The 19819-nt window shown below is 42.3% G+C and carries 16 protein-coding genes; 10 read left to right on the top strand and 6 right to left on the bottom strand.

Translation table 11 applies throughout. The features are described from left to right. Positions 1-1034: 1034 nt before the first annotated feature. The 4 genes from ACTQ45_RS10590 to ACTQ45_RS10575 all read left to right on the top strand — a co-directional run bounded on the left by ACTQ45_RS10590 (position 1035) and on the right by ACTQ45_RS10575 (position 6322). Positions 1035-1970: a nuclease-related domain-containing protein gene (locus ACTQ45_RS10590; protein ID WP_441763672.1), complete on the top strand. Its 936-nt coding sequence runs from the start codon at positions 1035-1037 to the stop codon at positions 1968-1970. Between the two features lie 244 nt (positions 1971-2214). After that, entirely contained in the window at positions 2215-4860 is a 2646-nt protein-coding gene (gene ppdK, locus ACTQ45_RS10585; protein ID WP_441763671.1) for a pyruvate, phosphate dikinase, read from the top strand. 2 nt (positions 4861-4862) lie between these two features. Further along, a complete protein-coding gene (locus tag ACTQ45_RS10580) occupies positions 4863-5489 on the top strand; it encodes a CBS domain-containing protein (protein ID WP_441763670.1) in 627 nt (208 codons plus the stop codon). Beyond that, the gene (locus tag ACTQ45_RS10575) at positions 5486-6322 is read left to right on the top strand and encodes a pyruvate, water dikinase regulatory protein (protein WP_441763669.1); all 837 of its coding nucleotides are present in this window, start codon (positions 5486-5488) and stop codon (positions 6320-6322) included. The genes ACTQ45_RS10580 and ACTQ45_RS10575 overlap by 4 nt, the downstream gene beginning before the upstream one ends. 301 nt (positions 6323-6623) lie before the next feature. Here ACTQ45_RS10575 and ACTQ45_RS10570 read toward each other — a convergent pair whose 3' ends face one another. From ACTQ45_RS10570 to ACTQ45_RS10555, 4 genes are read right to left on the bottom strand one after another with little or no spacing between them, the layout of a single operon-like run. Next, positions 6624-8066 (bottom strand): DUF1116 domain-containing protein, encoded by a 1443-nt coding sequence (locus ACTQ45_RS10570; RefSeq protein WP_441763668.1) that lies wholly within the window; start codon positions 8064-8066, stop codon positions 6624-6626. After that, positions 8066-9616 (bottom strand): acyl-CoA synthetase FdrA, encoded by a 1551-nt coding sequence (gene fdrA / locus ACTQ45_RS10565; protein WP_441763667.1) that lies wholly within the window; start codon positions 9614-9616, stop codon positions 8066-8068. The genes ACTQ45_RS10570 and fdrA overlap by 1 nt, the downstream gene beginning before the upstream one ends. A 15-nt stretch (positions 9617-9631) precedes the next feature. Continuing rightward, the gene (locus ACTQ45_RS10560) at positions 9632-10843 is read right to left on the bottom strand and encodes an ankyrin repeat domain-containing protein (protein WP_441763666.1); all 1212 of its coding nucleotides are present in this window, start codon (positions 10841-10843) and stop codon (positions 9632-9634) included. A gap of 10 nt (positions 10844-10853) precedes the next feature. After that, positions 10854-12392, bottom strand: coding sequence for a hypothetical protein (locus tag ACTQ45_RS10555; protein WP_441763665.1), 1539 nt, complete (start codon positions 12390-12392; stop codon positions 10854-10856). Between the two features lie 186 nt (positions 12393-12578). On the opposite strand from ACTQ45_RS10555, the gene ACTQ45_RS10550 reads away from it, so the two are divergent. Then, positions 12579-12725 (top strand): hypothetical protein, encoded by a 147-nt coding sequence (locus ACTQ45_RS10550; protein WP_441763694.1) that lies wholly within the window; start codon positions 12579-12581, stop codon positions 12723-12725. After that, positions 12679-14250: a PucR family transcriptional regulator gene (locus tag ACTQ45_RS10545; RefSeq protein WP_441763664.1), complete on the top strand. Its 1572-nt coding sequence runs from the start codon at positions 12679-12681 to the stop codon at positions 14248-14250. Before ACTQ45_RS10550 ends, ACTQ45_RS10545 begins: the two co-directional genes overlap by 47 nt. A gap of 299 nt (positions 14251-14549) precedes the next feature. Here ACTQ45_RS10545 and ACTQ45_RS10540 read toward each other — a convergent pair whose 3' ends face one another. Both ACTQ45_RS10540 and ACTQ45_RS10535 read right to left on the bottom strand, forming a co-directional pair. Further along, on the bottom strand, positions 14550-15350 hold the full coding sequence (locus tag ACTQ45_RS10540) for a formate/nitrite transporter family protein (RefSeq protein ID WP_441752617.1): 801 nt from the start codon (positions 15348-15350) through the stop codon (positions 14550-14552). A 184-nt stretch (positions 15351-15534) separates the two neighbouring features. Beyond that, positions 15535-16887: an aspartate kinase gene (locus tag ACTQ45_RS10535; protein ID WP_441763663.1), complete on the bottom strand. Its 1353-nt coding sequence runs from the start codon at positions 16885-16887 to the stop codon at positions 15535-15537. 104 nt (positions 16888-16991) lie between these two features. Here ACTQ45_RS10535 and ACTQ45_RS10530 point away from each other — a divergent pair, with 104 nt between their 5' ends. The 4 genes from ACTQ45_RS10530 (at position 16992) to ACTQ45_RS10515 (ending at position 19814) form a co-directional block, all read left to right on the top strand. Beyond that, positions 16992-18215, top strand: coding sequence for a homoserine dehydrogenase (locus ACTQ45_RS10530; protein ID WP_441763662.1), 1224 nt, complete (start codon positions 16992-16994; stop codon positions 18213-18215). Between the two features lie 6 nt (positions 18216-18221). Beyond that, complete coding sequence (thrB, locus tag ACTQ45_RS10525) at positions 18222-19106, top strand: homoserine kinase (protein ID WP_441763661.1); 885 nt, start codon at positions 18222-18224, stop codon at positions 19104-19106. Positions 19107-19459: 353 nt separating this feature from the next. After that, positions 19460-19639 carry a hypothetical protein gene (locus ACTQ45_RS10520; RefSeq protein ID WP_441763660.1) on the top strand — a complete coding sequence of 60 codons (180 nt, stop codon included), beginning with the start codon at positions 19460-19462 and terminating at the stop codon, positions 19637-19639. Further along, on the top strand, positions 19626-19814 hold the full coding sequence (locus ACTQ45_RS10515; RefSeq protein WP_441763659.1) for a hypothetical protein: 189 nt from the start codon (positions 19626-19628) through the stop codon (positions 19812-19814). Before ACTQ45_RS10520 ends, ACTQ45_RS10515 begins: the two co-directional genes overlap by 14 nt. The last annotated feature ends 5 nt before the right edge of the window (positions 19815-19819 follow it).

Below are 19819 nucleotides of genomic sequence, written 5' to 3'. Positions count from 1 at the left end.
GCGACGGGTCTTGGAAGGTGTTTCACATCGTCGCGGCAAACGCCACGATGTGTAAACTTGAAAAAGTCCCAAAATCCGGTCAAATACGCATATTTTTAGCACATTTTCGAGCAGAAACACCCCAAATGGCTCATCTCACATCGTGGCGCCACCAGTGACGGGTCCTGGAAGGTGTCTCACATCGTCGCGGCAAACGCCACGATGTGTAAACGTGAAAAAGTCCCAAAACCTGGTCAAATACGCATATTTTTAGCACATTTCGGAGCAGAAACACCCCAAATGGCTCATTTCACATCGTGGCGATTCGAGCGACGGGTCCTGGAAGGTGTTCCACATCGTCGCGGCAAACGCCACGATGTGTAAACGTGAAAAAGTCCCAAAATCCAGTCAAATACGCATATTTTTAGCACATTTTCGAGCAGAAACACCCCAAATGCTCATTTCACATCGTGGCGATTCGAGCGACGGGTCCTGGAAGGTGTTCCACATCGTCGCGGCAAACGCCACGATGTGTAAACGTGAAAAAGTCCCAAAATCCGGTCAAATACGTATATTTTTAGCACATTTTCGAGCAGAAACACCCCAAATGGCTCATTTCACATCGTGGCGATTCGAGCGACGGGCCCTGGAAGGTGTTCCACATCGTCGCGGCAAACGCCACGATGTGTAAACGTGAAAAAGTCCCAAAATCCGGTCAAATACGCATATTTTTAGCACATTACCGAGCAGAAACACCCCAAATGGCTCATCTCACATCGTGGCGGTTCAAGCGACGGGTCCTGGAAGGTGTTCCACATCGTCGCGGCAAACGCCACGATGTGGCGACAGAAGAATCCCCATTTCAAGACAGAAACGAAAAATTAGCCGGTCATAAATGTATATATAAACCTTCTAATGAAGCCTTTAATGCAGACTAAATTACAGCCTGAAAAAAAAGAACAATTTATTTTCGAATTAAAAGCATAAAACGCAAAAAAATGTGTATTTATATAAGAGGAAGTAAAACTAAATCACACTCAGGAAAGGAAAATTTTATGCAAGCAGAACAATCAGCGCTTCAACAACTAAGTTTTCAGAAGGACATTGCAAAGCCATTTGAACTTTTACAACTTGAAGTGCTAGAAAAACGGACGAATCTTTCAACGGATGATAAGAAGCTACTTTGGGTTCAAAGAATGGGCTATCAAGGTGAACGGATTTTCTTTGAGTTTATTACAAGATATGCTAAACAGCATTGGAAGGTGCTGTATCGTACATGGTTAAGTGTTAATGGTAGACTCGAATGTGACTTTATTATTATTACAAGAGTTGGCGTATATTTTTTTGAAATTAAACATTATAATGGCTCCTTTGTTTATGAAAATCATCAACAGTTTATTAATCAGCGACGATTCAAAGGAGATATACTTGGACAATTTAAACAGATGAAAGAACGCACCTCGCAAATGTGCCATGTACTCAATTATTCAGGGCTGATCACCCATAAATTGATTTATATTAATCCATATTATACGGCACGATTGCCTCAAGAATGGGAAGGCTTCTTGTTACACTACAATCAACTGAATGATTTTTTTGAAAAAATTACCCGTGATGAAAATACGATTAATCCAGCAAATTTGAGTCCAGAAAATTTTGACTTGCTCATCGATCGTGACTTTCGATGTGAAGCACCCTATCAATTCCAAGAAATTTCTGCAGCCCAGGCAACAAGTCTAAAAACTGGTATTGAATGTGTTCACTGTGGCAGCTTTTCACTAACCACTACTCGTTACAAGGTGATTTGTTCAAACTGCCATCAAGAAGAGTTTAAAGAAGAAGCTGGTATGAGAATGATTGAAGATTTTCGTTTGCTCTTCCCAAATACAGAAATAATAGGGTCTAAAATGGCACTCATTAATGGCGGCTTTTTTCATCATAATTACTTGAATAAAATTCTTTATCATGCGAGGCTTCTGCCCCATCAATAGGTTGCATCAATCATATCCATGAAAAGCATCTAACAAGTCACGACCCATAAAATGCTGGAAATTAGTTATGGTATAAGTTTATATAATGCACCCTATTAGAATTAGATTAGAATCATCAAACAATGTCACAATAGCATTCACGCCCTAAAACACCCCAGTCCGACAAAAAATGAGCTTGCTTTCAAATAACACGCACTATATAATGGCCTTATTGATTAAATAGTACGCATCAAAGGAGACTGTTATGACACAATATGTTTATGCTTTTGAAGAAGGTCAAGCGACTATGCGAGCCCTGTTGGGCGGAAAAGGTGCAAACTTAGCAGAAATGACTCGCCTGGGCCTGCCGGTGCCAAGTGGTTTTACGATTACTACAGACGCTTGTATGGAATATTTAGCAGCCAATAATACATTAACTCAGGATATGTTGTCACAGATTGAAACTTATTTGGAAGATTTACAATTGCGTACCGGGAAGTCATTCTCGACAGGGGATGAGTTGCTCTTAGTGTCAGTGCGAAGTGGGGCGGCTCAATCAATGCCCGGCATGATGGATACGATTTTAAACTTAGGTTTGAATGATGTTAACGTCGAGCGGTTTAAACAAATGACTGGCGATGGTCGCTTTGCCTATGATTGTTACCGTCGTCTCCTACAAATGTTTGGTAACGTTGTCTATGATATTAGTGGCAGCTATTTTGAACGTCATTTAACGACCTATAAGGCGGCTCTAAAGGTCACAAACGATCAAGAATTGACGGAAGCAGATCTTAAGAAAATTATTTCAACCTATAAGGAGATTTACCAGAAAGTTGCCAAGAAAGAATTCCCTCAAGATCCTCAACAACAATTACTTGAAGCAATTGAAGCTGTCTTTTCTTCTTGGAATAATGAACGCGCTTTTGTTTACCGAAATTTAAACGATATGTCTCATGAAGGTGGAACTGCCGTAAACGTTCAAGAGATGGTTTTTGGTAATCGTGGTGATACATCGGGAACGGGTGTAGCTTTCACGCGTAACCCTGCGACCGGTGAAAATAAATTGTTTGGTGAATATTTACTAAACGCTCAAGGTGAAGATGTGGTGGCTGGCATCAGAACACCACTGCCGATTGCGACGCTAGAAGAAGCCATGCCCACTGTTTATGACGAATTTGTCAGAGTGGCTGATCTGTTAGAAGATCATTACCAAGATATGCAAGATATTGAGTTTACGATTGAAAACAGCAAATTGTATTTACTACAAACGCGTAACGGTAAACGAACTGCCAAAGCGGCTTTCCAAATTGCGGTTGATTTAGTGAACGAAGGGAAACTTTCAAAAGCAGAAGCCTTAATGCAGATAGATCCGAAATCGATTGATCAATTATTACACCCAAGTTTTGCTTCAGCAGCATTAGCGTATGCTGAACTAGTGACGGACGTTGGTTTACCAGCCAGTCCTGGAGCAGCTACTGGACAAGTCTACTTTGATGCGGCGGCGGCTCAAGAAGCTGTGCAAAGAGGAGAAGAGGTCATCTTGTTGAGACAAGAAACGTCTCCAGAAGATATTACCGGTATGAGTATTAGTGAAGCGATTGTAACCAGTCGAGGAGGAATGACGTCTCATGCGGCAGTCGTCGCACGTGGAATGGGAGTCTGTTGTGTCGTTGGCTGCGAACAATTAAGCATTGACGAGGCCAATAAATGTGCAAGCTATCCCAATGGACAATTAAAGGAAGGCGATTTAATTTCAGTTGATGGGACAAATGGTGCTATTTATCGAGGCGATATTGATAAAGTGCCAACTGAAGCAGAAGAGACTTTCCAAACGATGATGGCTTGGGCGCGCGAATTATCCGATTTAAAAATACGCATGAATGCCGAGACGGTCAATGATATAAAAACAGGTTTAGCTTTTGATGCGGCAGGGATTGGCCTAGTCAGAACGGAGCATATGTTCTTTAAGGAAGAGCGTTTGCGTGAAATGCGTCGCTTTATTATTTCGAATCGCCAAACAGAACAAGACCGTGCCCTCGGCGAAATCTTAGGCTATCAAATCGAAGATTTCGTGAATATTTTCAGCTTGACCAAGGACAAACCGGTAGTCATTCGCTTGTTGGATCCACCTTTACATGAATTTTTACCACATACTGAACAAGATGTTGCGACACTTGCCTTACAATTAGATGTCGCCCAAGAATCGCTTGCTAGACGTGTGAGTGAATTAACAGAAGTCAATCCAATGCTTGGTCACCGTGGTGTTCGTCTAGCCGTGAGCTATCCTAACTTGTACTTGATGCAAGCAGAAGCAATTATTCGTGCAGCAGCCACAGTCAATGAGACAGGTGTCAATGTACAACCAGAAATTATGATTCCTTTAGTCGGCATGAAAAAGGAACTCAGCCTACTAAGAGAAGCCATCACCCAACACATCGATGACTTGTTAGACGAGTTGAATGTTCAAGTCGACTATACAATTGGCACGATGATTGAATTGCCAAGGGCATGTTTGATTGCGGATGAATTGGTGGATGATGCAGACTTCTTTAGTTTCGGGACCAATGATTTAACACAAATGACCTTCGGTTTCTCAAGAGATGATGCGGCCAAATATATCAATCAATATATTAGTGACGAAATTTTACCATTGGATCCATTCCAAACACTTGATGTTGAAGGCGTAGGTAGTTTGGTAAAAACAGCGACAGAACTAGCTCGGGCTAAACAACCCGACTTTAAGTTAGGCGTTTGTGGCGAATTAGGTGGCGACCCTCAGTCAATCGAATTCTTCCATCAAATCGGCTTGGACTATGTATCCTGTTCACCTTACCGAATTCCAATCGCCCAGATTGCAGCCGCCCAAAGTGCCATCAAATATGCTACAATGAAAGAAAAACTAGAGGTTTAACTATGAAATTAACAGAGCGCCAACAACATATTATTGAAATAGTAAAAGAAAATGAGCCCATCAGTGGCGATAAAATTGCTCACACATTAGGCTTGACTAAATCAACCTTACGAAGCGATTTAGCCGTCTTGACGATGACGGGAATATTAGATGCACGCCCGAAAGTAGGCTACATCTACTCAGGCCTTGGCTTCCAGCCGATGATTCAAGACCGCCTATCCTCCCTAACTGTCGAAGATATTATGTTGGCGCCTGTGAGCGTGAAACAAGAAACGACGGTCCAAGATGCTATCACTGCCTTATTTATGTATGATATCGGCACCCTATATATCATCGATGATCAAAAGGAAATGGTCGGCGTCGTCTCGCGCAAAGATTTATTACGCAGCGTCACGATGGGTAACTACCAAAGCGCCCCAGTAGCCGTAGTCATGACCCGTATGCCCAATATCTTTGTCGCCTACCCAGACATGCCTGTTTTAAAAGCAGCCAAAAGCATTTCACGCCATCAAGTCGATTCCCTCCCAGTGATGGAATCAAGAACATCCAATAAAATTATCGGCAAAGTATCTAAAACAACATTAGTGAATTTACTAATAGAACTAACAGACAAGGAGTTAGACGCATGAGCCTTTACACACCTAAATTCCAAAAGACCCATCAAGCAGCAAGGATTTTTGTGATATCTGATTCTGTCGGTGAAACGGCCAACCGTCTAATTCAAGCGGCCCTCGCACAGTACCCAAATTTATCCAGTCCCGAAATAAAAAATTTTCCCTTTATCGATAATGAAACAGACCTAAAAAGCATTCTAAAAGACGCCCTGGCACAAGATGCGATCGTTGTATCGACTTTAGTTTCCCCCGAACTAAATCGTATTATTAAGGCAACAGCTCAACACGAACAATTGCGACACATCGATTTCTTATCGCAAATGATCCATCTAATCCAGGACCAGACAGGTATCGAACCAATTTTAAAAAGCGGAGCCTTGCACGCGCTAGACGAGGACTATTTTGACCGTGTGGCTGCGATTGAATTTGCCGTTAAATACGACGATGGGAAAAATCCCCAAGGATTTCTGAAATCAGACATCGTTCTACTGGGAATCTCGCGCACGTCGAAAACCCCCTTGAGTATGTATCTGGCCAATAAATCCTATAAAGTATCCAACTTGCCCCTGATTCCAGAAGTCACTTTGCCCCCAAGCATCTATAAAGTGCCCGCTGAGAAGATTGTAGGACTAACCGCCAGCCCGAATTACATCATGAAAATCCGTGCCGAACGCGTTAAATTAATGGGCGTCACCACGACGACTAGCTACAATGACCTTGAACGAATCAAAAAGGAACTAAGCTACGCCGAAGAACTCTATGCCCAACTCGGCGCGATGGTCGTCAGCGTGGAAAACAAATCAATTGAAGAAGTAGCCCAAATCATCGAACAAAATCGCCAAAATTAAAGCCAGCGCCAGTGAGCCCTCAACTCATTGGCGCACTTTTTGTCTAAAAATCTAAACCATTAGGGAAAAAAAGGGCCGCTCAACAAGTGGTAAGCAGCCCCGTAGATCATAGTTCCCAGTCAGTGAGCGTTTTTTAATAGCGTCTTATGGTGAAAATAAATGCAAACAGCCCTCTGCCAACTGCTTGCATGAAAGAACTGGCACCTCAGGAAAGTGAGCGCCAAAGACCACCCACAGATAATCCCTTCTCCAAAGCACATAAAAAGCCACAGTGAACTCAATGCCCACCATGGCTCCATTTTTAAGACTCGTTTTCTAATGATTCAATGTGCTCCTTGAAGGCTTTGGCTGCTTTCTTAAAGGCTTCGAAAGGAGGTGCTGTAATTCCTGCACCAATCATCCCAATGCCGGCTTCTTTATGAGCGATGGCTGTGTTGATAACCGGAAGCAGATTCAGTTCAATCACTTTTCTAAAATCAATTCCAGTCGGTAATCCTCTAAAACCTAAAATTGGAATGGTCACATTAGGGTTTTCCGTCGTCGTGATGTCATACATTTGCTTTGTCGTATTGATGGCATCATCAACAGTGCCTCCGACCAAGGACACAATAGCAGGGGCCGCTGACATTGCAAAACCACCGAAACCATATGTCTCAGTAATCGCCGAGTCCCCGATATCTAAGCCGGAATCCTCTGGCTTATAACCTGCAAACAGTGGACCAATAACTTTTTGAGCAGGTCCAGTGAACCATTGATGCCCCTCTAAACCACTCACGCGAATCCCAAACTCAAAGCCGTTTCTAGCCATGGTCGTCAAAATCGAACTGTATTCAACGCCATGCGCTGCGTCCAATGAATTTTTAGCGACCGCCATCCAGGTTGGCCCAGAGAAATAATCAGATGCCCCGATAAACTCAAAGACCTCTGCTTTTTCCTCGTCAGTGAATGACGTTTTTACTAGATAGGGCGAAAGGGCTTGCAGTAGCAGGGTGGTCCCGGCAATGTTCCGGTTGTGACACTCGTCTCCCATATGGATGGCTTGTGAGAGCAACAATCTCAAGTCAATTTCTTTGGCGATTTCCATTGCTTCTTTCAGCATGGGTCCTAAAATATCACGCATCCAGACAAGACGATCAACCACGCTTTGGTCATTGGCACCCATCCGTAAGATTTTAGCAAATTGCTCACTTAAATTGGTATAGGAAATATTACCATAAGTTTTGTTTTTGACAATATGCACATACATATTCGCTGAAGTGACTCCGGCCATTGAGCCAACTGTATCATGTTCATGACAGGGTGAAAATTCGATGTCGCCTGAACTAGCCAGGGCTTCCGCTTCTGCAATTGTCTCTGCTAGGCCTTCGAAGATCAAACTACCTGTTACCGCGCCACGCATAGGCCCAGACATATTGTCCCAAGTTACCGGCGGGCCTGCATGTAGAATCATTTTTTCGTGCATCCCCGGCACGACATTAAGAGCTTTATCATAGCCAATCAATGTCGGCTGCGATTGAATGATTCGTGTGACAACTTCCTCATTTGCTGCCTCAATTTTCTCCTTAATCTCAGGACGATCTAAGTAGTCAAGAATCTCCAGCAACTCCCGATCGCCATCGGCAGGAGGAGAGAAACGAACGGTTGCATGCTCAATCCTTTGACTGACATAATCTTGATCGAATAGTGAGATGCCAATATTTAATAGCGATAACTCTTCTTTAAATAAGTCATTAATTTTAGACATTATGCTGTTCCTCCTTTTTCAACAAAACCTCTTGAGAGAAGGCCGACGTTTTCAACACTACTTGCAATCGTCACGCCAGCTGCTTCAAGCATCGCCACTTGCTGCGATAAGTTTTGTGGATCGCCATCGGTTCCTAATACAAAGCCTAATATTTCCAAATGCTTGCCGCGTGCTTCGGCCAATCGTTTGGCTTCAATTATAGCAGGCAGAGTCACACCAACAGGATCGGCCATTGACCCGTAACCTAGTTCAAAGTCAAGCGCGATGACACCCACTTCTGGATCCTTAGCCTCTTGAACAATCCGCTCTAAACGTAAGGTCGGATCAATCATCGGGTGAGGGCGACCTTGCGTGTATTCATCGGCACCAAAATCAATTAAAGTATGTCCCTGAGAACGGTCTATATCCTCGGGTTGATGGGCCTCGTCGGCCACGTTAGAATACACATTATCGTATTGTTCTTTCAATAAGTAGTAAACCTCTTGGCAAACCGTCCCACCACAGAATAAGCCACGCACATATTGTTGCTCATCAGATAATTTAGCTTTTATCTCATCAATCAAAGGTAGATTGAGAGTGTGTTGGTCAATCGAATCTTCCGGCACACCTGAGAGAATCACAGCCCGTAGTGCGGCACGTTTCGTAGTTTTAGCATAATGCGCACCAGAATTTGTAATCTCTTCTTCATCACCATTGATAAAGCAGATAATAACTGGCTTAGTGACATTAGGAATTTGAGCATAAATCTTTTGAGCAACGGCAGGAGCGGGCGTTTTGGATAAGAGAATAATGACCGCAGTATCTGGGTCAGCATCCAAGGCCATCAAACCGTCCAATAACATAATGCCGCCAACTTCTTCTGATAAATCACGACCACCGACACCAATTAATTGCGAGACACCGCCACCGAACGTATCGATTAACACACTAATCTCTTGAGCACCAGTACCAGACGCTGCCACAATCCCAATCGGTCCGCGGCGTACTTCGTTTGCGAAACATAAACCTTTGCCATTAATAATCGCCGTGCCACAATCTGGCCCCATCACGAGCAAGCCTTTATCATGGGCGTATGTTTTCAATTGAATTTCTTCTTCCAAGGACATGTTGTCACTGAAAATCATGGTATGCATTTCTTGATCAAGCGCCTGTTTAGCATAGCGATAGGCATACTCACCTGGGACTGAAATAACGGTTAAATTCGCAGCCGGTCTTTGCTTGACAGCACTTTGAATGGATGTAAATTCAGTCTTTTCGGAAGAACTCTCCTGAGAGGCTTTGGCAGACATGGCGGCTTCCACAGCGTCGCTTAAGGCTGCCATGTCCTGATTTTCTTCGCCTTCGATCACAATAATTAAATCACCAGCTGTGGCTTTTTTAGCCTCCTCGGTTAATAAACCGTTGTTACTCAAAACTTCTTTGTTTTTATCGGTCCCCATGGAAATATTGACTTGCTTAATCCCTTCGATATCATTGGCTCGCGTTGACAAGGCCATCAAGGAAACGGAATCAACGTAAGTGTTCTGTTTGATAATTGCTTTAATAGTCATTCGGCTACCACCTTTCTATTGTAATTCATCTAATAATGCGACAGCTTGAGGGAAAGATCCTTCGGTCAAAATATGATTCAAGAGTTCGCGCGCTTCGTCTTTTTTACCGAGTAAGACGTAAGATTGCGCTTGGTTGAAAGGATAAAGAGGATTGGTCGGACTGGCCTGACGTGCCTGTTGCATTGCTTCTACTGCTTCTTCGTGACGCCCCAAGGTTCGTAAGCTATTGGCTTTATGGAATAAATAGTCATAACGAGCTGGATCCTTAGCTAATAACTGGTCCATTGCTGCCACAGCTTCTTCATGCCGGCCTAACTCTCTCAAGTAATTTGATTTATGGTACAAGTAAAAGAAAGTGTTCGGTTGACGTTCAATCGCCAAGTCAAATGCTGCCAGTGCTTGCGTTGGCTGTTGTAATTTTCTCAGCGCATAAGCTTGATAGAATAGGAACTGCTCGTCCTTGTAGGTAAGATAAGCTGCTTCATAAATCGCCAAGGCGGTTTGATAATCAGCTTGTAATTCATAGACAAAGCCTTTCCAAAAGTCATGTTCTGCAGACGGTGCCTCATTGATCAAAGCTAAGGCTGCCTCGTATTGCCCACTATAGACTGCGTCGACTAGTGCTTGTTCTGACGCCTCACTAGCGGAGGGCGTGTCTAATAAGGCGACAATCTGCGTGTGTCCATGGACCAGCGCCCAATCGCGGGCTGTCCTGTCTTCGAAATCCGTTAGACTTACCTTTGCGCCATGAGCTAAGAGCAGACGGATAATTTCAGCGAACAAATAACTGTCATTGCCAAGAATGGCTGCTTCTTGTAAAGCAGACCAACCTAAACTATTTTGTTGATTGACCGGCACGCCTGCTTCAATGGCGACACGTACCGTAGCTAGAAAGCCTTTTTCACTACTGGGAATTAAAGCAGTGCCACCAAAGCGATTGGCATCGTCCAATTTAGGGTGATAGTGGGTCATTAACTCCAATAAATCATGCAAGCCATTTGAGCCGGCAAATAACCAGGGGGTTAACATTGTTTCTTCACGAACGTTTGGATCAGCCCCTTTGTTTAACAGTGCCTTGGCTAAGTCAAATTGATTAGCTTTGACCGCATGAAAGAGCAAGGTTTTGCCAGTAGCATCGGGTTGGTTAATCTCAAGCTGCTCAGAAGAAAGCAGCTCGATGATGTCAGCAATTGTATGATTTGTTACTAGTTCTTGATAGTCAGTCATCTTTTCCCTCCTAGTTTTGTGTGATTTCGACAGATGAAGCTTCTTCAGTGTCGCTAGCTGTTTTTAATTTTTTGATTAAGAAAACTATCGCCACTAAAGCATAAGCTCCTGTAATCTCAATTTGTTGATGAAGTCCTACGCTAACCGAATGGATCACACCTGTATAGGTTAAGATAGCTCCGAGTAAAGCCGTCACAATGGCCGCATTGCTCTTATTCTTCACAGCAAAGACCACTAAACAACCCCATAGAATACTTGTGATCGGAGCACCACTGCCTAAGGCCGTTAAGCCACGGTGGTAAACACCCGCATTTTCAAATGCCTCTAAACCAACCTCAGTCGCGTTTGTTCCTGCGGCAGATAAGGTGTTATTTAACAGTGTCAAAGCCCAGTTGGCAATCCATGGGAAGAGGGAAACGAATAAAGCAGGAATCTCTTCTTTTGGACTTTCGGTCGCTGCTTGCTTGGCGACCACAATCCCAACATAGAATAAAATTGGGAAAACCGCACTCAATGGAATCACGCCTAAGAACAAACCACCTAAACCAAACAAACTAATTAAGAAGATGGCTAAGCCTGTGATCAAAGTGTAACCAGAACCTGCACCAATCGATTTCCAACCCGGGTGCCCGATATAAACAGTAGTTGGAATTGGGTTACCAAAGAAACTACCGATTATCGATGATAGCCCATTGGCTAACATAATATTTCGAACGTTGAAATCATCACCAGCAGCTGAAGCTGATTCGATATTTTCTAATGTAAAGATAAAGTTTGTAATCCCTAAAGGAATCGCCGAAGCTAAGAAAATAAAAGCAGGCGGAATCCCAGCAAACAATTCTTGTAATTGTAAGATAGGGTAAGCGAAACTTACTTGATCCAGCCCAACCATCACACCTTGTACACTCATTTGCCCAAAGACCCAAGCCAGTAAAGTACCTAATGCCATAATCAAGAATCCTGTTGGGATTTTTGGAAAAATTGGTTTTGAACCAAACCAGTTAATAAAGATGACTGCGATAATCACTAAGGAAACTAAGGGCGACTCAAAGGATTGTAGTATCGGGTTCATCGCGAGTAATAATAAACCTAAACCTGCTAAAGCAGACAGTAACACGGTTCTAGGAATGATGCGGCGTAACCAATCGCCAATAAAGGCACCTGACATTTCAATTAAAGCTTCTAAGAAACACCAACCTAAAGCGACCTTCCAAGCATAATACATATCACCCGTTTGTTGGGCAATCGGCTGAATCACTAAGAAAATCACAATAAAGATAGACGGTGCGCTAGCCCCTGAAGGTAAAGCCGTGACATCTTGTCGACCCGTCTTCTTGACTAAGTTTTTCCCAGCGTACCAATAAAAGAAACCTGCGACAAAAATTGCTAAACCAAAACCAGGCATAATATTCTTATAAACGAACGAGGCTGGAAAACCAACGGTATAAATCAATAAACCTGCCAAAGTGAAAAAGTTTGTTAAGTTATTAGCCAAGAGACCGAAAAATGCGCCCCAATCACCTTTTTTCCAGTGTAAAAATTCTCCCATGATGAGTAGCTCCTTTATTTTTTTGCAACATCGGCCGAATATTGCTTATTTATGTTACCATCAGTATAATTGCTGTAAGCGTTTTTAAATATAGCTAAACTATACTCTTATTTTATTGTTTACTTAGGCAATTTGCCTAAGACACCGACTATGAAAGGATTTTATATGCTAACAATTAAAGAATTCTTGAGAATACCAGAGTTTGCTGATTTCAGATTAGTCACCAATACAAGTGAAACTTCATTAGAAAATACCGTTTCAGCCGTCAACATCATGGATAACCCGGATGCCATCGATTGGTTTTCACCCGGTGAATTACTTCTCACCCGGTGAATTACTTCTCACCTCTGGCTATTTTGTCAAGGATAGTTTTGCTAAACAAAAAGCCGTGATGATGAAGCTAAAAAATATTAATTGTCCCGCACTGTGTATCAAGCCGCACCAATACTTAAAAACAATTTCTCAAGAGATGATAGACTTTGCTAATTCATTGGATCTTCCGATTATTGAATTACCTTATGGCTTATCTTTTTCGAAAATCACCCATATTATTCTGAGTGAAATTATTGAATCGTCGACCATCACTAATAAACGTGCTCTGACACTTCATCAAGAATTTTTCTCATTATCTTTAAATGGTGGTGGAGCAGAAAAAATATCAAAAACCCTCGCCGAGATGTTGGGGAAAACCGTGGTATTATTGGACCAATACTTTGAAATGCTTCATTTTGCTAACCCGAAGAAGCACACACAGATTGTCAATCGTCTGCTAGCTAAGGAAGAGTTTGCAACAACTTTTAGAGAAGATTTTTTTGACTCTTTGCCTCCGTCGTTTGAACTACTGAAGAAGCCAATTATTCGGGAAATCCAATGGCATAAACAAACAGAGTACATTGCGATTAGTCCCATTAATATTCAGAATAAACATTATGGCTATATTCTGCTGTTTTTAAAAGAAGCAGGTTTATCTCAATTGGACTATTTAGCCTTAGAATACAGTTCGATGTCCTATGCACTTGAAAGAATTCGTAGTGAGGAATTGGCTCGTTCGAAGAATAAAGTGAAGAAAGATTTTTTAGTCGAATTACTTGGGCATCACCAATTAACGCCGGAACAACTGACGCGCTTGGCAAGCCTTCATCATATCAACGACCAGGTTGCTTACACGATTTCGATAATTGAAATTCACTATACAAAGGACGAGAAAAAAGAGCCGCTTTTACAGAAAAATATTGAACATCAAGCACGTAAACAACTGCTTGCCAAATTAGATCGCAGTTATCCCAAACTTAAATTCATTGTGAACAGCTTTAGTGATCAAGGAAAAATTATTGTTTTGACTGAAAGTTCAAGCGCAGAAAAATCTGAGGAGATAAAAAGAGGGCAAGCCTTGCTCAACTACTTAGGCCAGCCCAAGCATATCCAAAAGTTAAAATTAATCATCGGTGGTTCCGCGGATTTCACACATTTAGCTAAGCCTTATCAAAGAGCGGTGAAAACCCTCGATATTTGCAAAAAATTCCCTCTAGATCGCGATTTAATTCATTATCAAGATTTATTGGTTCACAATTTCCTTTTGAATGTCTTCTCAAAAGACCAAATGGAAAGCTTTGTAGAAACCACCTTGGGCGATCTTTACCGCTATGAACAAGCCAACAAAACTCAATACTTAGAGACTCTCTTTACATGGATTAACCAAAACGGTAATACAAGTCAAACGGCATTAGTCTTGTATACTCACCGTAATACTGTTATCTATCGCCTGGAAAAAATCGAAGAAATTCTAAAAACTGACCTCAAAGACCCTAACGAAATACTCAAATATCAACTTGCCCTCATAATGAGATACCTCAAATAAAACTGGCTCAATCGAAACGAGCACTTCCCAAGCCTAGAAAACCAAGCGAGCACGACTAAAGAAAACAATCAGTCGGGCTCGCTTTAATTTAAATGTTGCATGGCAGCTTGAGTTTTGCCAGAAACGGTACGAGTAGCTGATGTGAGCTTGAGTGAATCAACAACTCATCAGTTCGCTTCAATCCTAATCTTCAATTTCTAATTTTCGTCAGCAAAACCGCTAACGGCACACAAAAACTCAATACACAAAAATAGCTTCTGTTTTCCCAAGAAAACAGAAGCTAGTCTAAACTCATCGAATTAATCGCGGTAAACAGTTTGGGTCTGATTCATATAAGCATAACACAGACCAATCAAAATCCCGCCGCCGACATAATTGCCAACAAAAGCTGCTGACCATTGTCGAAGGATATTTAAAACGTCAAAGCCGCTAATTAAAGTTGCTTGATTGTACATCACTAAAGAAAATGAGCCGAAATTAGCAATCACATGGTCGTAGCCTAAATAAACAAACATAAAGACCGCTACCAAAATAACAGATACCCGGGCTGAGCTGTTTTTAATTAACAGAAAACCTAAGATAGCAATATTCACAAATACATTTGCCAGAATTCCTTCGACAAAAATTTGCCCAGTTGGTTTTGCCAACTTTCCAGCAACCGTCGTGACTAGATAACTTGACTCACTCAGGCTCATGAAAGGGGCGCTGAAACTTGCCAGCCAGCCAATCAATAAAGCTCCCACCAAGTTGAAGAGGGTACAGTATAATAAAATTTTCACAGCCTTTGAGATGTTGATTGATTTATAATACACTCCGGCTGTTAAAAACATCATGTTGGATGTCGCCAATTCCGTGTTGAGGAATAAGACAAATACTAAGCCCCAAGCGAACAAAAAAGCAAAAACAAACTTACCTAGAGCTGGATGAATTAACATACTATTATCAGCTGCAATCCCACCGACAGCCGTTGTTAAGGTCAAGAATGCCCCCGCTAAAGTCGCCCTTAAAGCGTAGCGCCACTTGCTTTCATTAAATAATGCTTCTTTTTTATGACAGGCCTTAGCGATTGTCGTCGAAAAATTTGTTACTCCCAATTCCATATTAATCCCTCCCGATGATTATGTCATTGTTTATTATATCACAAACTCCAGGCGATTCAATAGGTCTATATATGAAAATACATCGTCGGCGCCGCCCACCTGAGGTCTAGTTACTCTGATATCAAAGGAGTCATTTACTCAAATGTACAGACGAAAAAACCTCACAGGCGTGAGGTTCTAGCGTTTATTCGTTGAAATATTTTTCGTACAAGCTTGCTAGAGCTTTCTTCTGGTCCTTAATCGCAATCGCAAAAATCATACTGATTTCGGACGCCCCTTGGTTAATCATGCGAATGTTAATGTTTTTCTCAGCCAAAGCACTCGTGGCTTTATTGGCTAAACCAGTCACATCACGCATGCCTTCGCCCACAATAACCATCATGGCTAAATCTTCTTCGATTTGCACCCATTCTGGATTCAATTTATCTTGGATTTCTTGCACAATTTGGTTTAACTCATTATCTTTTAGACGGTGAGAGCGAATAATGATCGAGATGTTATCAATTCCTGAAGGAATATGCTCAATCGAAATATTATGGTCTTCAAAAATTTGTAGCAAACGACGCGTGTAACCCACTTCGCGGTTTAATAAATACTGTCGCATCGTAATGGCCGTAAACCCTTCATCACTACTAATCCCGATGACAGGATATTCGCTGACATCACGACGCTCCGCCACAATCCGTGTACCTTTAATTTCCGGCTGATTGGTGTTACGGATTTGAACGGGGATTTTCACTTGATACAAAGGCTCCAGCGCCTCATCATGAAAAATGCTGAAACCTGAGTAAGATAGTTCTCGCATTTCTCGGTAAGTAATAGCATTAATCGCGTGAGGATTGCGAACATGACCCGGGTGAGCAGAGAAGATGTAACTTTGGTCAGTAAAGTTCTCGTAGACATCGGCTTCTAAACCGCGAGCCACAATAGCCCCAGTGATATCAGAACCGCCACGTGGGAAAGTAACGATGTCGCCTTTCTTCGAATAACCAAAGAAACCTGGAATCACGATCAAAGACTCGTTTCCAATCAATTGCTTCAAATTATCATAGGATTCGGGTAATAGTTGGGCGTTTGAAGGCTCATCTGTTACAAAAATACCTGCATCTTTGGGAGATAAGTAGGCCGATTGGATGCCTAGGCTAGTTAAATAATCACTGACAACTTGTGCATTAAAATCTTCACCGGCTGACTTTAAGGCATCTAATAATCGTGCCTCATCTTTGATCATCGCCAAATAGCCACGCAAAGTTCGGTCGAAACGCTCGATTAGAGCGGTTGATAAACCTAATTCCTCAACAATCAACAGATACCGTTTGAGTATACTCTCAAGGGCAGGTTGAACATCAAGCCCTGCTAAATGGTTTGTAAATAAAGCAATTAATAAATCAGTCACTTTCGTATCCGATTCTTCACGCTTACCTGGCGCGCTAACAACAACTGCTCGAATATCTGGGTCATTTTTAATAATATTGGCAACCTTTTTAATCTGGCTCGCAGAACTTAAAGAACTACCTCCGAATTTCGCTACTTTCATATACATACGTCCTTTTTATTCATTTCATCTCTTACAATAATACAATAACGGCTAGCAAAAACATAGCATTTACGGTAAAATAATTATAATTAGATGAGAAAACAATGAAGAAGGTAGAGGAAGATAAGAATATGAAGATCGCAATTCTAGGTTTAGGTACGGTAGGTTCTGGAGTCGTTGAACTCTTACAAATTAATCACGAGAAAATCAGTCAGTCGATTGGCGAAACGCTAACCGTTACTCATGCTTTTGTCAATGATGTGACGAAGCAACGTGACGTTGATCTGACAGGGATAACCATCACCGATGATATCAATACAATCTATGAAAGCGATGTGGATTTGGTGGTCGAAGTCATGGGCGGCATTGAAAAAACGCGTGCCATTATTCAGCGCTTCCTAGCCAATGGCGTGCATGTTGTCACAGCAAACAAAGATTTACTGGCCTTACATATCGATGAATTAAGTCAACTGGCGAATCAGCACAAAGTGGTGCTAGCCTATGAAGCTAGCGTTGCCGGTGGCATTCCGGTTATCCGTGGGATTCAAACGGGACTTAACAGTAACCAAATCAGCCAAGTGTTGGGTATTCTCAACGGTACTAGCAACTATATTCTGACACGCATGACCCAAGATGGTTGGGATTACCAGGCTGCTCTAAATAAAGCCCAAGCACTCGGTTATGCGGAAGCCGATCCAACCAATGACGTCGAGGGCTTCGATGCCGGTCGCAAAATAGCGCTCTTATCGCGTTTGGCTTACAACAGGTCCATTCAATTAGATCATGTCAAACACCGTGGCATTTCAAACGTAGAAGTGGTTGACCTAGACTATGCAAATCAAGCAGGTCTAGTCATGAAACTGTTAGGAAAAAGCCGCCACGATGCTGACAAAGATATGGTTTCTGTCAATGTGGAACCAGTCTTACTACCAATGACGCATCAATTGGCCCATGTCAATGATGCGATGAACAGTGTGTTTGTCAAAGGTAATGGCGTAGGTGAAGTCATGTTTTACGGTCCAGGAGCAGGTGGCCTTGAAACGGCCTCGGCAATTGTTTCGGATGTCATGAACATTACCAGTGCTACGCAGCAGGCCAATAAGATACCAAATCAAAGCGCCACGATTGTGGCAGACCAAACGGCCAGATCATATTATGTCCGCCTGGCTGAAAAACCTCATGACAGTGAGAGCTTGGCAGAAATCGTCGCAAACGACCAGGACTTTGTCGCGATTACGACAGTCCTTACCCCGACAGAATTGGAACAACTGGAGAAGACAGCGGAGGTCTTAGCCGCTTATCCGATTGAAGGAAAAGAATGGAGTTAGAAAGTCATGACAAGTGATAAGGACATATTTTACTGTAAAGTTCCCGCCACTAGTGCTAATTTAGGGGTCGGTTTTGATTCAATTGGTTTAGCGGTTGATAAATTTTTAACGATTAAAGCTTGGGAAAGTGATTTATGGCAAGTTGATTTTGAACAAGCCTTTCTAAACGTTTTACCACGTGATGAAGCAAATTTGGTGGTTCAAACGGCAAAAGCAATTGCCAAACAATATGGTAAAGAGCTACCAACTTTGCATCTGCATATGGCGAGTGAGATTCCTTTAACACATGGACTCGGCAGTTCGTCGAGCGCGATTGTTGCCGGGATTGAATTGGCCAATCACTTTGCCGATTTAAACTTAACATCACATGAGCGAATTTTATTGGGGAGCCAAATTGAAGGACATCCGGATAATATTGGGCCTTGTGTGACAGGTGGCTTATTCGTGGGGTATTATGCCAATCAAGAAGTATTTTACCAGACGGCAGATTTTGCTGGTGTCAGTTTAATTTTAAGTGTGCCAGCTTACGAATTAAGTACCCAAGAAGCGCGCCGAATTTTACCTCAAAACTATAAACACTCAGAAGCTGCCGAACAAAATGCGATAGGTAATGTGATGTTGATGGCGATGTTAAATGGGGATTATGATACCATGGGGCAGATGATGATGCGTGATATGTTGCATGAACCTTACCGTCAACAATTAATCGAACAGTTTCAACCGGTCAAAGACCTTGCATTGGCACAAGGGGCCTACGCAACGGTGATTAGTGGAGCAGGGCCGACGATTCTAACGTTATCTGCTCAAGACAAGGTTGACCAAATCTTAGCGGTCTTAAAAGCGGAAGTCCCTTCGTGTGACCATGAAGCTGTAGCTATTTACCGTCATTAAATGATTTGCCAAGTGACCCAATCGCTTAAGAGTCAAGCTAATCATCAACCGTAGGATTCCGTTTGTGAATCCTACGGTTTTTCATTTATAAGACATATTAATCGGGCTGTAAAAGTATTTGTATTATAGTAAAATTATCAAAAGTTGTGAAAACTAAAGCCCTATTGTGTGATGAGTTATTGTCGTTTGTTGGGTTTTGATTGGTCAAACGGGTATTTATGGAAAATTATTTAGCCAGATGAGCGAGTGTGGCGGCTTGGTTAGGATTTGTGCCCATGAGTTTCTTATCGGTGGATGATTCGATGAGTCACTAGGTTCAAGCGGTGTCGACGATTAATTTCGATCAAGGGTCGATGAGTGATGAGGAGTATATTCGAAGTGTTCTGACGCAGTTTAATGAGTTGGACGGTTATCGTTCAAAGATGAGCGATGAGATGACGGGCGGATCGACGGTGATGATTTACGACAAAGCGACTGAGGCGACGAAAGTGACGAAAGTGACGACGGTCATTGTGGCGAGTGACTATAGATGAGTTAATGACTTTGCTTAATTATGTTTATAATGATGGCTTGATGATTTCGGAAGAGGTATCTTACTTAGAGTCTTCTACCTCTTTTATGAGTGCTTTAAATCCTGATTTTGAAGCGCAAGTTAAAAAAGTGCGCTCGCTAGTCGGGGAAGACTTTAGTACTGACGCCACCGGCTGAAGGAC

This window comes from Fundicoccus sp. Sow4_D5 (assembly GCF_052116365.1).
Taxonomy (GTDB): domain Bacteria; phylum Bacillota; class Bacilli; order Lactobacillales; family Aerococcaceae; genus Fundicoccus.
This window is presented reverse-complemented; position numbering and strand designations above follow the sequence as displayed.

Coding starts and splice junctions, on each gene's coding strand:
- fdrA (WP_441763667.1), bottom strand. CDS start 9,616: ATGACTATTAAAGCAATTATCAAACAGAACACTTACGTTGATTCCGTT.
- ACTQ45_RS10570 (WP_441763668.1), bottom strand. CDS start 8,066: ATGTCTAAAATTAATGACTTATTTAAAGAAGAGTTATCGCTATTAAAT.
- ACTQ45_RS10530 (WP_441763662.1), top strand. CDS start 16,992: ATGAAGAAGGTAGAGGAAGATAAGAATATGAAGATCGCAATTCTAGGT.
- ACTQ45_RS10520 (WP_441763660.1), top strand. CDS start 19,460: ATGAGTGATGAGGAGTATATTCGAAGTGTTCTGACGCAGTTTAATGAG.
- ACTQ45_RS10590 (WP_441763672.1), top strand. CDS start 1,035: ATGCAAGCAGAACAATCAGCGCTTCAACAACTAAGTTTTCAGAAGGAC.
- ppdK (WP_441763671.1), top strand. CDS start 2,215: ATGACACAATATGTTTATGCTTTTGAAGAAGGTCAAGCGACTATGCGA.
- ACTQ45_RS10560 (WP_441763666.1), bottom strand. CDS start 10,843: ATGACTGACTATCAAGAACTAGTAACAAATCATACAATTGCTGACATC.
- ACTQ45_RS10535 (WP_441763663.1), bottom strand. CDS start 16,887: ATGAAAGTAGCGAAATTCGGAGGTAGTTCTTTAAGTTCTGCGAGCCAG.
- ACTQ45_RS10555 (WP_441763665.1), bottom strand. CDS start 12,392: ATGGGAGAATTTTTACACTGGAAAAAAGGTGATTGGGGCGCATTTTTC.
- ACTQ45_RS10540 (WP_441752617.1), bottom strand. CDS start 15,350: ATGGAATTGGGAGTAACAAATTTTTCGACGACAATCGCTAAGGCCTGT.
- ACTQ45_RS10545 (WP_441763664.1), top strand. CDS start 12,679: ATGCCATCGATTGGTTTTCACCCGGTGAATTACTTCTCACCCGGTGAA.
- ACTQ45_RS10575 (WP_441763669.1), top strand. CDS start 5,486: ATGAGCCTTTACACACCTAAATTCCAAAAGACCCATCAAGCAGCAAGG.
- thrB (WP_441763661.1), top strand. CDS start 18,222: ATGACAAGTGATAAGGACATATTTTACTGTAAAGTTCCCGCCACTAGT.
- ACTQ45_RS10580 (WP_441763670.1), top strand. CDS start 4,863: ATGAAATTAACAGAGCGCCAACAACATATTATTGAAATAGTAAAAGAA.